Raw genomic sequence first — 13,774 nt, forward strand, 5'->3', positions numbered from 1 at the left:
GGCTTATAAATGAATATCAATGACTTATTGATTAAAGAAGCCATGATCATGGATTTGCAAGCAACAGATAAAAAAAGCGCAATCGATGAAATGGTCCAAAAACTTTACGATATTGGTAGAATTACCGATATTGACCAATTTAAAGATGGAATTTTAGCTCGTGAAGAAGAAACTTCAACTGGCTTAGGTGATGGGATTGCTATGCCTCACGCAAAGAATAATGCTGTTAAAGAAGCAACTGTTTTATTTGCGAAAAGTAAGCAAGGTGTTGATTACGAAGCGCTTGATGGACAGCCTACTTACCTATTCTTTATGATTGCAGCTCCTGAAGGTGCAGATGACACTCATCTACAAGCTTTAGCTGCTTTATCTCGTCAGTTAGTCAACCAAGACTTTGTAGCAAACCTTAAAAACGCACAAACACCCGACGATGTCCAAGCTGCTTTTGCACAAGTCGAAAGCGAGGATGACGAAGATGAAGAGCAATCCGAAACAACGACTTCAGATACAGCTCAAACATCTGACCGTCCCTACCTCGTTGCCGTAACGGCTTGTCCAACTGGAATTGCCCATACTTATATGGCAGAAGATTCTTTAAAAAATCAAGCTAAAGACATGGGTGTAGATATTAAAGTTGAAACAAACGGTTCGGAAGGAGTTAAGCATCGTCTAACTTCAGAAGATATTGCTCGAGCAGATGGGGTCATTATTGCAGCTGATACCAATGTTGAAATGAACCGTTTCGATGGAAAACCATTAATTTCTCGTCCAGTTAGTGATGGAATCCGTAAATCAGAAGAACTAATCAATAAAGCCTTAAGTCCAGACGCTGCCATTTACCATGGAAATGATAATCAATCAAGCAGTGCAGATGACAGTTCAGAAGGAGAAAAAGTTTCTACCGGTCAAAAAATTTATAAAGACTTGATGAACGGTGTTTCTCATATGTTACCTTTTGTAGTTGCCGGCGGGATTATGGTTGCTTTATCCTTTATGATTGACCAATGGATGGGTGTTCCTCAAGATTCACTTGATCAATTAGGAAATTACAATCAAGTAGCTGATTGGTTCAATCAAATCGGTAATGCTGCATTTGGCTTTATGCTTCCTGTTTTAGCTGGATTTATCGCAATGAGTATTAGTGACCGACCAGGTCTTGTGACCGGTTTTGCTGCTGGTGCGATTGCCGAACAAGGCGGTGCTGGTTTTATCGGAGCTTTAATCGGTGGTTTTGTCGGTGGTTACGTAATTTCATTCTTACGTAAAGCCTTAAAAGGTCTGCCAAAATCATTAGATGGTATTAAAACCATTTTATTCTTCCCTCTTTTTGGTCTTTTAATTACCGGTTTTATCATGCTTTTAATTAATGTTCCAATCAAAGTCATTAATGACGGATTAAACAGTTTCTTATTAAACTTAAGCGGAGCCAACGCTGCACTATTAGGTGCATTACTAGCTGGAATGATGGCAATTGACTTAGGCGGTCCATTTAACAAAGCGGCTTATGTATTCGGAACAAGTACTGTTGCTACCACAGTTGCCGAAGGCGGAAGCCCAGTTATGGCAGCAGTAATGGCCGGCGGTATGGTTCCACCATTGGCAATCTTTGTAGCAACTCGTCTATTTAAAAATAAATTTACCGAACAAGAAAATCAAGCTGGCTTGACTAACGTAATTATGGGGGCTTCTTTTGTAACTGAGGGTGCTATCCCATTTACGGCAGCTGACCCATTGCGCGTGATTCCAAGTTTTGTTATTGGGTCTGCAGTGACTGGTGGTTTAGTCGGGGCTTTAGGTATTCGACTAATGGCGCCTCATGGTGGTATTTTCGTGGTTGCCTTAATTAACCGTCCATTCTTATTCTTGCTATTTGTTATTATAGGCTCCATCGTTTCTGGTGTTATGATGGGATTATTGAAAAACAAGGTGAAAGAATAAAATAATATTTATAAAAAAAGGATTCAAGTATTAACTGCTTGATTCCTTTTTTATAATCAAATCAAAAACATTGTTTATTTTTAAAATAGTTATTAAAATGATACAGTTTGCATGAAGTCTAGAAATATTCATGATAAACTATCTTTTAGTGGAGGTGGTATTATGGGCTTAAAATTTAAACAAGATAATATTTTAGAACAAAAATTCAATGATTTTGCCTTTCTACCCGATGAAGATAAAAAGAAAAAAGATGAAAAACAAGATTTAGAACGCTTCTTGGAGCCAGAACCTAAAGAAGAAAAAGACAAAACCGTTAAAAAAAGTACAGATTAAGAAAACTCCGAGTAACGTTGTATCAATCAACGTTACTCAGAGTTTTTTTTGTATCGTTTTACCTGTTAAATAAATGCTTCAATCGCATGCCAAGCTTCTTCTTTTCCCTCTTTTGTCACTGTTGAAAAAACAACAAAAGAGTCATTGTCATCAAAATCCAGCAGTTCTTTAATTCGACTTATTTGTTGATTTTTTTTATTTTTTGCTAATTTATCAGCTTTAGTTGCCACTAAAATAACTGGAAAATTATAGTATTTCAAAAAATCATACATTTGTATGTCCCTTTCTGTAGGATCATGGCGCATATCAATTAAAGAGACGACAGCTTGAAGTTGTTTACGGTTAGCAAAGTATTCATCAATCATCTCGCCCCACTTGGCCCGTTCTTGTTTAGAAACTTTAGCGTAACCATAACCTGGTAAATCTACAAAATGAAATTTATTTTCAATCAAATAAAAATTAAGGGTTTGGGTTCTTCCTGGTTTAGAAGAAGTCCGTGCTAATTTTTTACGATCAATTAAGGTATTGATAAAGGATGATTTACCAACATTTGAACGCCCAGCTAAAGCAATTTCGGGTAAGGCAGATTTAGGATACTGTTTTTTTGCGACAGCACTAATCACAATTTCTGCTGAATGAACTTTCATAAGGTCCTCCTGAATATAATTTTAGAAACAAAACCGGATAGAAAAGAACTCTATCCGGTTAATTATTTCAGCCTGCTTTTTTCTCTTTTTCGTAGGTAATTTCTGGTGCGCTGGTTCCGTTGACTGCACCTTCAGTAATATCTACTTTTCTAATCGACTCTTTTGAAGGCACATCAAACATTGTATCCATCATAATTTCTTCAATGATAGAACGTAATCCTCGTGCGCCTGTGCCACGTTCAATCGCTTTGTTAGCAATTGCTCGCAGGCTTCCTTCGTCAAATTCAAGTTCTGTATCATCTAGTGCTAATAATTTTTTGTATTGTTTTACTAAAGCATTTTTTGGTTCAGTTAAAATATGCACTAAATCTGTTTGTGTTAGTTTTTCTAGCGCAGCTGTCACAGGTAAGCGTCCAATGAATTCAGGGATTAACCCGAATTTCAATAAATCTTCAGGAATGATATATTGCATGACACTTTCTTCTTCTGAAATCTTTTGGTTATTTGCACCAAAGCCAATCGTTTTTTCCCCTAATCGGTTTTTAACAATAGCTTCGATTCCATCAAAGGCTCCACCAACAATAAACAAGATATTACTTGTGTCAATTTGGATCATTTCTTGTTGCGGATGCTTACGTCCTCCTTGTGGTGGAATACTTGCTGTCGTACCTTCTAAAATTTTCAGTAAGGCTTGTTGTACACCTTCACCGGAAACATCGCGCGTAATAGAAACATTTTCACTTTTACGAGCAATTTTATCAATTTCATCGATGTAAATGATTCCTTTTTCAGCTTTTTCAACGTTATTATCAGCAGCTTGTAAAAGCTTCAATAAAATATTTTCTACATCTTCGCCAACATAACCCGCTTCAGTGAGACTAGTTGCATCAGCGATAGCAAAGGGAACATTCAATGTTCTTGCTAGTGTTTGAGCTAAGAAAGTTTTACCAGAACCTGTAGGACCGATTAAACAAATATTACTCTTTTGTAATTCTACATCGTCTCCTTCTTCATCATCGGAGGCAACTTCTGCATTTACTCGTTTATAATGATTGTATACCGCAACAGATAATGCTTTTTTCGCTTCATCTTGACCGATCACATATTCATTTAGCGCGTCTAAAATTTCTTGCGGTTTGGGTACTTCTGTCAGTTCTTGATCTGTATCTTCGTAGAATTCTTCATCAATGATATCTTTACATAAATTAATACATTCATCACAAATGTAAACACCCGGACCGGCAACAATTTTTCTTACTTCTTCCTGAGTTTTTCCACAAAAAGAACAGCGAACCGGTTGATTTGTATTTGTGTTGTCCATCGTGTTCACTCCTTGTACAGCGATAACTTTATCTTTTCATTTGAAAGTTGTAAAAAATCGCTTAAGTTCAGCTGTTTTCTTTTGCACAGCCTTTAACCATTTTATCATAACTAATATAAAAGAAAAAGCTTTTCAGGCTTGATAGTTAAGGTTTCTTAAAGAAAAACGGTCTGCAAACATTCTGCAGACCGTTTGTTTTAGTTCACTTATTTTTATTCTTCAACAGCTGAAGAAGTGATTAAATCTACTGCTTTTTTCATATTAATATCATGTTCAAGCATGTCTTCTGACAAGACAGAACGAACTTGTGCTTCAGGCATGTTATAATTTTCTGCTAAATCTTTAATTTCAGAAGAAACTTCTTCTTCTGTTGCTTGGAAGTTCTCTGCATCTACAATAGCTTCAATCACTAAGTTTGTTTTTACCCGAGTATCCGCTTCGCCTTCAAATTGTTTATCCAAATCTTCTTCTGAAGTTCCAGTGATTTGATAATACATTTCTGGACTAATCCCTTGTTGTTGCATGTTATTCAAGAATTCATCTTTAGCACGTTTAATTTCATCTTGAATCATGACATCTGGTAATTCCACAACTTCTGCGTTATCAACGGCTTGTTTGATTGCAGATTCTTCTACAGCATCTTGAGCTGCTTTTTCTTTGCTTTCTTTAATTTCTTTACGATATTTTTCTCTTAATTCATCCAGAGTTTCAACTTCATCGTCTAAGTCTTTTGCTAGTTCATCATCTAGTTCTGGGAGTTCTTTTTCTTTGACTTCGTGAACTTTGACTTTAAAAATAGCTTCTTTTCCTGCAAGATCTTCTGCTTGGTAGTCTTCAGGGAAAGTAACCGTTACGTCCAAGTCATCGCCGGCTTTAGCGCCTACTAGTTGTTCTTCGAACCCTGGGATAAACGAATTAGAACCTAATTCAAGCGAATGATTTTCGGCTTTTCCGCCTTCAAAAGATTCACCATCAATAAACCCTTCGAAATCAATAACAACTGTATCGCCATCTGCTGCTGGTTCGTCTTCTTTAATGACCATTTCAGCGTGTTGTTCTTGTTCGCGTTTCAAACGATCTTCTACATCTTGATCTGTTACTTCACGATCTTGTTTTTCAACTTTTAAGTCTTTATATTGCCCAAGTTTCACTTCTGGTTTTACTGTTACTTCGGCTTTGATTACCCAGTCTTCATCTTTTTCCATGCTTTCAACATCTACTTTAGGCTGAGAAACTGGTTCGATACCCGTTTCTTGTACAGCTGCTTCGTAGTTACTTGGTAAAAGATCATTGATTGTATCTTCATACAAAGCTTCTTCACCATACATGCGGTCAAATACTTTACGAGAGACTTTTCCTTTACGGAAGCCTGGAACGTTAAGATCTTTTTTTACTTTATTAAATGTTTTTGTCAAACCTTTTTGAATTTCGCTTTGTGGAATCGAAAAAGTCAATACACCTTCGTTGGTGCCTGTTTTTTCCCAATTTGCAGTCATGTAATTCCCTCCGAGTTGATTAATAAATTTACATATGAAATAGTTTCATGCATACCTTTAAATAGTACACTAACGTTTTTAAATTGTAAACATTTTAAAAGCAAACTTCCTTAATTTCTGTCTGCTTTACTTAAACTTTCATAAATTTGACGAATTTTTCGCTTTTTATCTTGTATTTGTTGGTAGTTATCCAGCTGTTTAGCAGAAATATCTTCTCCAAACATTGCTCTATATTCTAAAAGATAACTTTGCGCCCAATCTTCTGCTTTACTTGCATCTGGTAAAAAAGGATACATCAAAGCAAAATGAGCTTTAATTTCTGGAAGAATCAACATTTGCAGTTGTGGATTATCCTGCGTTTTTTCCTCAATTGCTGTAATTGTTTTGACAAGTACCTCAGCATCTTCTGGCAAAGGCAAACCAGCTAAGTTAACCTTTTTACCATGGACATTAATCGTTTCCTTAGCACCGTCTTTGACTAATTCTTCAACAAGCTTAGGCGGTATAAATGGGTTTTTAGCATGAATTAAATACTCTTGGCAAAGAATGATAAAATCCTTTAAAGAAATGTCTTTAATGAATGACTGCCAATCTCTTGGGTTAAAGGGTTGCTTTGTCTTATCTAATTCTTCAAGTTGCCTTTTTTTGGCAGTCTTAAGATCAGCTGACAATAAAGAATGAGTCTTTTCTACTTGCTGTAATTCCTCTTCTAGTTTACCAAGCTTCTTTGCTGTCTTTATATAAGACAGCAACTTATGAGCTGTTAAAAATTGTGCATCTAAAAGCAGTAAGTGAAAATAAATAGTAAATCCTTCAGAATCATTCATAAACGCAGTGAAGTGGTCATCTGCTAATTGTAAAGCTCCGCTATAATCGCCTAAATTCTGCATTGCTAAAATCAATTTTTTGGCGTAAGAGAATGTAGGGGATAATTGATATAATGTTTTAAAATCCTTTTTAGCTGCTAGAAAATCCTGATTATTCATATTCTGATTTCCGCTTTTTAGTAATCGTTTGTTTCCATCAGGAAAATGAATGATATCTGCCATAATACCCTCTTCCTTTTACCTAAGCATTAGCTTTTTGATTAAATGCTTGGATTAAATTAATTGTTACAACGCTAGTGTCTGCAAAATAGTCTGCTAGATGCTGCTTTTTATGCGTGAAAACTGTGGGTAAATACCCTAAGTACAACAGCGGATTGAATTGTAAAATGAAACGAGCAAATGTTTCTCTAATAAAAACTGTTTTCCAACTCAAACTTTTTTCAGTTAAACAGATGACACGAATACCAAAAATCATTTTCCCGACAGTCTGACCTCTGTTTAATTTAGTCAATAAAGTAAAATAAGCTAGATAAATAAATAGAGAAAGCAAGCTATAAACGCTAAAAAATTCTGTCGAACGTGTCATTTCTAACCAACTAAAAGTGGTATCTAGAACAACAGTGGTAATCGCATGAATACAAAGTAAATCTATGACAAAAGAAAATAACCGAATCCAAAAGCCGGCAAAAAAATAATTAGGAAAATCATTGGCATAGTGTTTTTTGTCTGCTCTTTCTTCGTATTGTTTCCATTCAGACTTTTTTTGGGCAATTTCATCTTCCGTATATTCTTCTGCTTTAAAGGAAGTTAACACTTTTTGATAAAAGTTCTTTTGCTTTTTTCCGTTTTCGCCTTTGGCCATCTTATTCACCTCCATAGTAATACATCGGTTTAGGTGCTTCCGGTGTACCAATACGGTCAATTATATTGAGCATCCGTTCACTTTCTGATTGTTTGAACCCTTGTGTTTGGGCAATTTTAGCTCCTAACCAAGTACGATCAAAACCAGTACTAGCAACATCATATTCAAAAACTTGCGCGTTTTTCAGCTGTTCGTCTTTTTTTAACGCTGTTAAAGCATCTTCTGGAAAACCAATCTCATCGACTAAATGATTCTCTTTGGCTTGCTGACCATCGTAAATTCGACCATCGGCAAGCTTACGTACTTGATCTTGTGTCATATCTCGTCCATTAGCTACGATTTCAACAAAACGATCATAAGAATTATCGACATATTCTTGCATTACCTTGTCATCTTCTTCAGTTGGTTCTCTTACAGCTGAACCCATGTCTTTTAAAGGGCCACTTTTATAAGTTTGGTCTTCAATTCCTAAATTTTCCATCAGTTCAGAAAAATTCATGCCAAACATAATTACACCAATCGATCCGGTCAACGTTTCTGAAGTAGCAAAAATTTTATCTGCAGAAGCTGAAACATAGTAGCCTCCGCTTGCGCCCATATTTTTCATACTAACATAAACAGGAACATCATCAGATTGGATTGCTTGTATTTCCTTAGCAATTTCAGCACTTTCGTATACTCCGCCTCCGGGCGTATTAACTTCTAATAAAACAGCTGCTACTGTTGGGTCTTCTTGTACCTCTTTTAATTGGTCTAAGAAGAACTGATGATTGTATTCTTCTCCTGAGAAAAAGCTGTTTTCTCCTGTATCAGCAATTGTCCCATCAATGGACAACTGCGCAATCCTTTTTTCTTCATTTCCTTTTTCTACAATTTTTTCTTCTATTTCATTAGAACCAAACAATACCGCGTCCATCCCACTTAACGTCTCTTCATCTGAATCTTTACTCATAAATGAAGCAATTGTTGCAAATATAAACAATCCTGCAGCGATGAAGATGGCAACCCACCGTCTTTTATTCATTTAATCCCTCCTCATTTCCTTTTACAACAAAAAATAATACTTTCTTTATTCTAACGAAAATTTTCTGATTCGTATAGAAAAAACAAAAATTTATCTTTTTATCATCTAGACCAATTTTATTTCTATAAAACTTCTTGACTTAAAAACAATTTATGTATATCATTACCACTGTATTTCTAATTAATATACAACAAGGAGGATAGCTATACCATTATTGAACAGCGCCAGTTCTGTTTTTGACAGAAGACGAGGAAAGAGCTTATCGAAATATTCGGCGGGTGGCTCTAGGGTCTGCACTCTAAAGGTAAGAACAAATGCAAACTGCAAAGTTTGTCACAAAAAACTTACCAAGCAGTTAGAAATACGTAATGATTAAAGAAAGTAGGAATCTCATTATGTGTGGAATTGTAGGAATTGTAGGAAAAGAACATTCAGAACAAATTATAATCAACGGATTACAACGTTTAGAATACCGTGGTTATGATTCGGCGGGCTTATTTGTATCAGATGGAAAACAGGAACATCTGATCAAATCGCAAGGTCGAATTAAAAATTTACAAGAAAAAGTATCAGATGACGTCAATGGAACTATAGGGATTGGTCATACCCGTTGGGCAACACACGGCAAACCTTCAGAAGAAAATGCACATCCCCATACTTCACAAAATGGCAAGCTGCTTTTAGTTCACAACGGAGTTATCGAAAATTTTGATGAACTTTCACAAGACTATTTAGCAGATGAAACATTTTATGGCCAAACAGATACAGAAATTGTAGTAAATTTGATTGCTTCTTTTATGGAAAACGATAGTTTATCTACTAAAGCCGCATTTCAAAAGGCTCTTACAGTCATTCATGGCTCCTATGCTTTTGCTTTGGTCAATCAAGAAGACCCAGAAACGATTTACGTAGCTAAAAACAAAAGTCCTTTGTTAATTGGTTTAGGTGACGGTTTCAATGTGATTGCAAGTGATGCTTTAGCAGTTTTAGATCAAACACATGAATTTGTTGAAATTGCAGATAACGAATTAGTTACTGTGACTGCTGATAATGTCATCATTGAAAATCAAGCAGGCCAAACAGTTCAACGTGATTCATATAAAGCACAATTAGACGCTTCTGATATCGAAAAGGGAACCTACCCTTTTTATATGTTAAAAGAGATTGACGAACAACCCACTGTCATGCGGAAATTGACACAAGAATATCGTGATGACCATGGAAAAGTAAATATTGACTTAAATCTAGTGAATGAAATGGCAGACAGTGATCGGATTTATATTGTCGCTTGCGGAACGAGTTACAATGCGGGTTGGGCAGCTAAGAGCTTAATTGAAACAGTCACTCAAATTCCAGTTGAGGTACAACTTTCCAGCGAATTCGGCTATAACATGCCGCTTCTTTCTAAAAAGCCTTTCTTCATTTTCTTGACACAAAGCGGAGAGACGGCCGATAGCAGACAAGTATTGGTACAAATCAATCAACTGGGCTTTCCTTCACTAACAATTACAAACGTTGCGGGTTCGACATTATCGAGGGAAGCTAAATATACTTTATTGCTTCATGCTGGACCAGAAATCGCAGTTGCCTCAACCAAAGCTTATACAGCACAAATTGCTATGCTGGCTATTTTGACTCAAGCAATTGGAGAAAGAAATAAAACGAATACTTCTTTCGATGCTTTTTATGAGTTGTCCATTGCCGCAGCCGGAATGGAAGCGATGGTTGATGAAAAAGAACGTCTTTCAAGTTTAGTTGAGCAATATTTAAGTACCACACGCAATGCCTTTTATATCGGACGTGGAAATGATTATCATGTTGCTTCAGAAGCAGCATTGAAATTAAAAGAAATTTCATATGTACAAGCAGAAGGTTTTGCTGCAGGTGAGTTAAAACATGGAACGATCGCTTTAATTGAAGAAGGTACACCAGTCTTAGGGATTATCACTGACGCGAAAACGGGCCCTCATACGCGCGGGAACTTAAAAGAAGTTGAAAGCCGCGGAGCTAATACTATCGTCATTGCTTCAGAAGATTTAGCTCGAGAAGATGATCAGGTTATATTGCCTAAGGTTCACCCACTACTGACAAGTTTAGTTGCTGTTGTACCCACGCAGCTAATTGCTTATTATGTGTCAATGCAGCGCGGCTATGATGTGGATAAACCAAGAAACTTAGCGAAATCAGTAACAGTAGAATAAAATAAAAAAATCTTGCAATGATCTTTTTGACCTTGCAAGATTTTTTTCTGCTCAGTTAATCAAGAATAAAAGCGAAAGCACTCTCCTTTTGCAAGTGAGTAAGAATTTTGTTGACAACGCTAAAAAGTGTTCCCATTTTGTTTTTAAAACTTTAATCTTCTGTTGTAATAATTGAACTAGCCCTTAGCTACTCAACGGACTTTAAGATTATTGTAATATGAATTGAATTAACTTATTTGGCATAAGGAACGACAACATACGAAGCGTATGGGTAATCTCCGATAATTTTTGATACAGGGCAGCGCTTAGTAGCTATATCAATATAACTTCTTGCTTCTTCAAGACCTAAAGCATCAATAGCTGCGTATGCTCTCAGTTCGAAAAAATGTTCTTTAGTATTTTCATCTTCACAATAATTGATATGAACCTCTACCCGACTCTTTTTCTCAATACCTTTGTTTTTCAAAAGTAATTCAATAGTGGAATTAAAACAAGTTGCCCATGAAAGTCCGATAAGTTGTTCTGGGTTTGTGCCAGCTTCGGTGCTTGTTGGACTTGAGGTAACAACGGTTAGTTCGTGTTCACCTTTGACATAAGCTGTTCCTTTTAACCCTTGGTCGTTGACCACTTCGGTATGATAGATCTTTTTCATTCAAATCAGCCCCCTATGATTTATTATACCCCTATCTTAATTTTTAGAACATGAGAAATTAATATTTACTAAAATGCCTCGATTTATGATAAAATAGCCATGTCGACCAAATGTAGAAAGGAAATGTTATGAATACTATTACAAACTTTAGAGACCTAGGTGGCATTAAAAATCGCGATGGCCAAGTGATTGCCGCAAAAAAATTATTACGCTCAGGAGAACTTAGTCATGTCTCTTTGCAGGACCAAAAAGAACTTTTGGAAAACTATCATTTAGGGAAGATTGTCGATTTGCGTTCGACACAAGAAATTGAAAAACGTCCAGATGAAGAGTTTAAAAATGCGAATTATGTACATATTGATATTTTTAAAAATGTTGAAGGACAAGGAACGGGACTGGATGACTTCAAAGAGATCGAATCCCCTGAAGTAGCTCGTAATTATATGCACGAAACATATCGTACAATGGCAGTCAATCCTAGCGCACAGCGTGGTTTTCGTAAAATGATTGAATCTGCGCTAAGTATTGATTCTGATAAAAGCTTTCTCTTTCATTGTTTTGCCGGAAAAGATCGTACAGGAGTTTCAGCTGCATTATTACTAGAAATTTTAAGAGTGCCAAGAGAAACAATTTACAAAGATTATTTGGCAACAAATGCTATGCGAGTGCAAGAAAATGATGAAGTAATTGCTCAATTGATTAAAAACGGTACAGACAGTAAAACAGTGGATGCTTTAAAAATTGCCCTAACTGTTGAACCTTCTTTCTTAGATACCTTTTACCAAATGGTAAATGAAGAATTTGACGGTATCAAAAATTATTTATCAGATGAATTAGGCGTTACTTCTTCTATGCAAAAAGATCTCCGCTCCTTATATTTAGCAAATAATAAATAGTGGAGTATTGGAGGAATAAATATGTCTATTAAACGCTTTGTACAATTATTTATTTGTTATTTTATTTCGATTGTAATCGCAACATTCATTATACGATTATTTTCAATTTCAAATATCTGGTTAGCTACAACAATGATAGCAATTGTAGGCTATATTGTTTTAGTCATTCCCTTAACCATAATGACAATCTTAAAAAATAAACATTGACTATAAGTCAAAACAAGACGAAAATCCTCGAACTATAGAAAGATAGTTTTGCGAATACTTGTCATAAAAGAATGACAGTTCACAATTTCTATCAAACATAGTTCGGGGGTTTTATTATCAAAAAAAATTATATCACAAACTTTTTGATTTTATCTTCTATCATTTTGTGAAGAAAATACAGTATTTCCTTGGTAAAAGCTTGCGCAGACTTCTGATTGACGCGCTACAAATTCCGCACTACAAGAACTGTCAGCAAGGATAAAAGTCGCTTCATCGCCTTCTTGTAACCACAGTTTCTCTCCTACGGTCTTTTTCCCTGTTACAAGTTCCAAACAATCAGTTAAGCCGTCTTGTGTTGTTATCTTGAAGATTTCAGCATATCGACTTAATTTTTCTAGAATATTTCCATTGCCAAATGGTGACCAAGAATCATAGACGTTATCACAACCTAAAGAAACATTTACCCCATATTGCCGCAATTCTTCCAAAGGAGGAATAACACCATCTAACGGAACACTTGAAATGATGGAAATCTGTTGGTCAGCTAATTCTTGGAAAAATTCCTTGCGCTCTTTTCCAATAAAATCATTTAAACCAAAAGCATGACTAATAGCGACCTTGTTTTGCCATTTACTTTCTTTGGTTAACTTGAGCAATTCATAAAAAGTTTTTTTGCCATCTTCTCCTTGTTCATGGATATGAATGTCAATAGGAGCATTAAATTGAGTCGCTAAATCAAATGTTTGGTTTAAGGATTTTTCGGTATCGCCATCGAGCACTGTTGGATCCACGCCCCCGATAAGATCTGCTCCATTAGCTAACGCCGTTTTGATGTCTTGGTAAGCATTTGACAACAACATTCCATGCTGGGGAAAAGCTACCAACTGACAGGCAAACTTTCCTTGGTATTCTTTCAAGGTTTCAATGGTTTGTTGTAAAAAGCTCTGACCCACTTTAGGATGCACATCAATATGAGAACGGAAAAAGCTAACGCCATGTTGTCTTTCTTTTTCAATCAAATTTTTCATACGTTCTGAAAGAGAAAGATTTAGTGAATTTAATTGTGGAATTTCATTTGTAAAACGCTCAATAATTGAAGGAGCTGGAGTGATAGGTTCCCAAGGGACCCCTAATTTGCTTTTATCAAAATGACAATGTTTTTCTTGAATGCCTGGTAAAATTAGATAACCTTGTCCGTCGATTTTTTCATTAGAGTCATCAATTGTTTGATGTTTTTGTATCTTGCTTACTTTATCTTCTTCGATAAATAGATCTACCGCTTGTGTTTTCGTCCCTGAAACAAAATCACCCTTTTTTATATAAGCAGTTTCAATACGTACATTTTGCAACCATTTTCCCATTTACTAATC

13 protein-coding genes are annotated in these 13,774 nt (G+C 35.8%); 5 read left to right on the forward strand and 8 right to left on the reverse strand.

Annotated elements, in window-relative coordinates:
- Positions 1-9: 9 nt before the first annotated feature.
- Both TS1_RS00075 and TS1_RS12570 read left to right on the forward strand, forming a co-directional pair.
- Positions 10-1,938 carry a PTS fructose transporter subunit IIABC gene (locus TS1_RS00075; RefSeq protein ID WP_068706556.1) on the forward strand — a complete coding sequence of 643 codons (1,929 nt, stop codon included), beginning with the start codon at positions 10-12 and terminating at the stop codon, positions 1,936-1,938.
- A 162-nt stretch (positions 1,939-2,100) separates the two neighbouring features.
- Positions 2,101-2,271 carry an SPJ_0845 family protein gene (locus TS1_RS12570; protein ID WP_169792353.1) on the forward strand — a complete coding sequence of 57 codons (171 nt, stop codon included), beginning with the start codon at positions 2,101-2,103 and terminating at the stop codon, positions 2,269-2,271.
- Positions 2,272-2,336: 65 nt separating this feature from the next.
- Here TS1_RS12570 and yihA read toward each other — a convergent pair whose 3' ends face one another.
- The 6 genes from yihA to sppA form a co-directional block, all read right to left on the reverse strand.
- Positions 2,337-2,918, reverse strand: coding sequence for a ribosome biogenesis GTP-binding protein YihA/YsxC (yihA, locus tag TS1_RS00080; protein WP_068706557.1), 582 nt, complete (start codon positions 2,916-2,918; stop codon positions 2,337-2,339).
- Positions 2,919-2,985: 67 nt separating this feature from the next.
- On the reverse strand, positions 2,986-4,239 hold the full coding sequence (gene clpX, locus TS1_RS00085; protein ID WP_068706558.1) for an ATP-dependent Clp protease ATP-binding subunit ClpX: 1,254 nt from the start codon (positions 4,237-4,239) through the stop codon (positions 2,986-2,988).
- Between the two features lie 212 nt (positions 4,240-4,451).
- On the reverse strand, positions 4,452-5,735 hold the full coding sequence (gene tig / locus TS1_RS00090; protein ID WP_068706559.1) for a trigger factor: 1,284 nt from the start codon (positions 5,733-5,735) through the stop codon (positions 4,452-4,454).
- Between the two features lie 110 nt (positions 5,736-5,845).
- Positions 5,846-6,784 (reverse strand): hypothetical protein, encoded by a 939-nt coding sequence (locus tag TS1_RS00095; protein ID WP_068706560.1) that lies wholly within the window; start codon positions 6,782-6,784, stop codon positions 5,846-5,848.
- Positions 6,785-6,803: 19 nt separating this feature from the next.
- Positions 6,804-7,439 carry an RDD family protein gene (locus tag TS1_RS00100; RefSeq protein ID WP_068706561.1) on the reverse strand — a complete coding sequence of 212 codons (636 nt, stop codon included), beginning with the start codon at positions 7,437-7,439 and terminating at the stop codon, positions 6,804-6,806.
- Positions 7,426-8,448, reverse strand: coding sequence for a signal peptide peptidase SppA (sppA, locus tag TS1_RS00105; RefSeq protein WP_068706562.1), 1,023 nt, complete (start codon positions 8,446-8,448; stop codon positions 7,426-7,428). The genes TS1_RS00100 and sppA overlap by 14 nt, the downstream gene beginning before the upstream one ends.
- A gap of 395 nt (positions 8,449-8,843) precedes the next feature.
- Here sppA and glmS point away from each other — a divergent pair, with 395 nt between their 5' ends.
- Complete coding sequence (glmS, locus tag TS1_RS00110; RefSeq protein ID WP_068706564.1) at positions 8,844-10,649, forward strand: glutamine--fructose-6-phosphate transaminase (isomerizing); 1,806 nt, start codon at positions 8,844-8,846, stop codon at positions 10,647-10,649.
- Positions 10,650-10,881: 232 nt separating this feature from the next.
- On the opposite strand, the gene TS1_RS00115 is transcribed toward glmS, so the two are convergent.
- On the reverse strand, positions 10,882-11,301 hold the full coding sequence (locus tag TS1_RS00115; RefSeq protein ID WP_068706566.1) for an OsmC family protein: 420 nt from the start codon (positions 11,299-11,301) through the stop codon (positions 10,882-10,884).
- 128 nt (positions 11,302-11,429) lie between these two features.
- Between TS1_RS00115 and TS1_RS00120 the strand changes: the two genes are divergently transcribed.
- Together TS1_RS00120 and TS1_RS00125 are read left to right on the forward strand one after the other, a co-directional pair.
- Positions 11,430-12,197, forward strand: coding sequence for a tyrosine-protein phosphatase (locus tag TS1_RS00120; protein WP_083498209.1), 768 nt, complete (start codon positions 11,430-11,432; stop codon positions 12,195-12,197).
- Between the two features lie 21 nt (positions 12,198-12,218).
- Positions 12,219-12,404 carry a hypothetical protein gene (locus TS1_RS00125; protein ID WP_068706568.1) on the forward strand — a complete coding sequence of 62 codons (186 nt, stop codon included), beginning with the start codon at positions 12,219-12,221 and terminating at the stop codon, positions 12,402-12,404.
- A gap of 149 nt (positions 12,405-12,553) precedes the next feature.
- Here the strand turns inward: TS1_RS00125 and TS1_RS00130 are convergent, their stop codons facing one another.
- On the reverse strand, positions 12,554-13,765 hold the full coding sequence (locus TS1_RS00130; RefSeq protein WP_068706570.1) for an amidohydrolase: 1,212 nt from the start codon (positions 13,763-13,765) through the stop codon (positions 12,554-12,556).
- Positions 13,766-13,774 lie beyond the last annotated feature (9 nt).

Source organism: Tetragenococcus solitarius NBRC 100494 (genome assembly GCF_001544195.1).
In the GTDB taxonomy this organism is placed as follows: domain Bacteria; phylum Bacillota; class Bacilli; order Lactobacillales; family Enterococcaceae; genus Tetragenococcus; species Tetragenococcus solitarius.

Coding starts and splice junctions, on each gene's coding strand:
- sppA (WP_068706562.1), bottom strand. CDS start 8,448: ATGAATAAAAGACGGTGGGTTGCCATCTTCATCGCTGCAGGATTGTTT.
- yihA (WP_068706557.1), bottom strand. CDS start 2,918: ATGAAAGTTCATTCAGCAGAAATTGTGATTAGTGCTGTCGCAAAAAAA.
- TS1_RS00100 (WP_068706561.1), bottom strand. CDS start 7,439: ATGGAGGTGAATAAGATGGCCAAAGGCGAAAACGGAAAAAAGCAAAAG.
- TS1_RS00120 (WP_083498209.1), top strand. CDS start 11,430: ATGAATACTATTACAAACTTTAGAGACCTAGGTGGCATTAAAAATCGC.
- TS1_RS00125 (WP_068706568.1), top strand. CDS start 12,219: ATGTCTATTAAACGCTTTGTACAATTATTTATTTGTTATTTTATTTCG.
- tig (WP_068706559.1), bottom strand. CDS start 5,735: ATGACTGCAAATTGGGAAAAAACAGGCACCAACGAAGGTGTATTGACT.
- TS1_RS00130 (WP_068706570.1), bottom strand. CDS start 13,765: ATGGGAAAATGGTTGCAAAATGTACGTATTGAAACTGCTTATATAAAA.
- TS1_RS00075 (WP_068706556.1), top strand. CDS start 10: ATGAATATCAATGACTTATTGATTAAAGAAGCCATGATCATGGATTTG.
- TS1_RS12570 (WP_169792353.1), top strand. CDS start 2,101: ATGGGCTTAAAATTTAAACAAGATAATATTTTAGAACAAAAATTCAAT.
- TS1_RS00115 (WP_068706566.1), bottom strand. CDS start 11,301: ATGAAAAAGATCTATCATACCGAAGTGGTCAACGACCAAGGGTTAAAA.
- TS1_RS00095 (WP_068706560.1), bottom strand. CDS start 6,784: ATGGCAGATATCATTCATTTTCCTGATGGAAACAAACGATTACTAAAA.
- clpX (WP_068706558.1), bottom strand. CDS start 4,239: ATGGACAACACAAATACAAATCAACCGGTTCGCTGTTCTTTTTGTGGA.
- glmS (WP_068706564.1), top strand. CDS start 8,844: ATGTGTGGAATTGTAGGAATTGTAGGAAAAGAACATTCAGAACAAATT.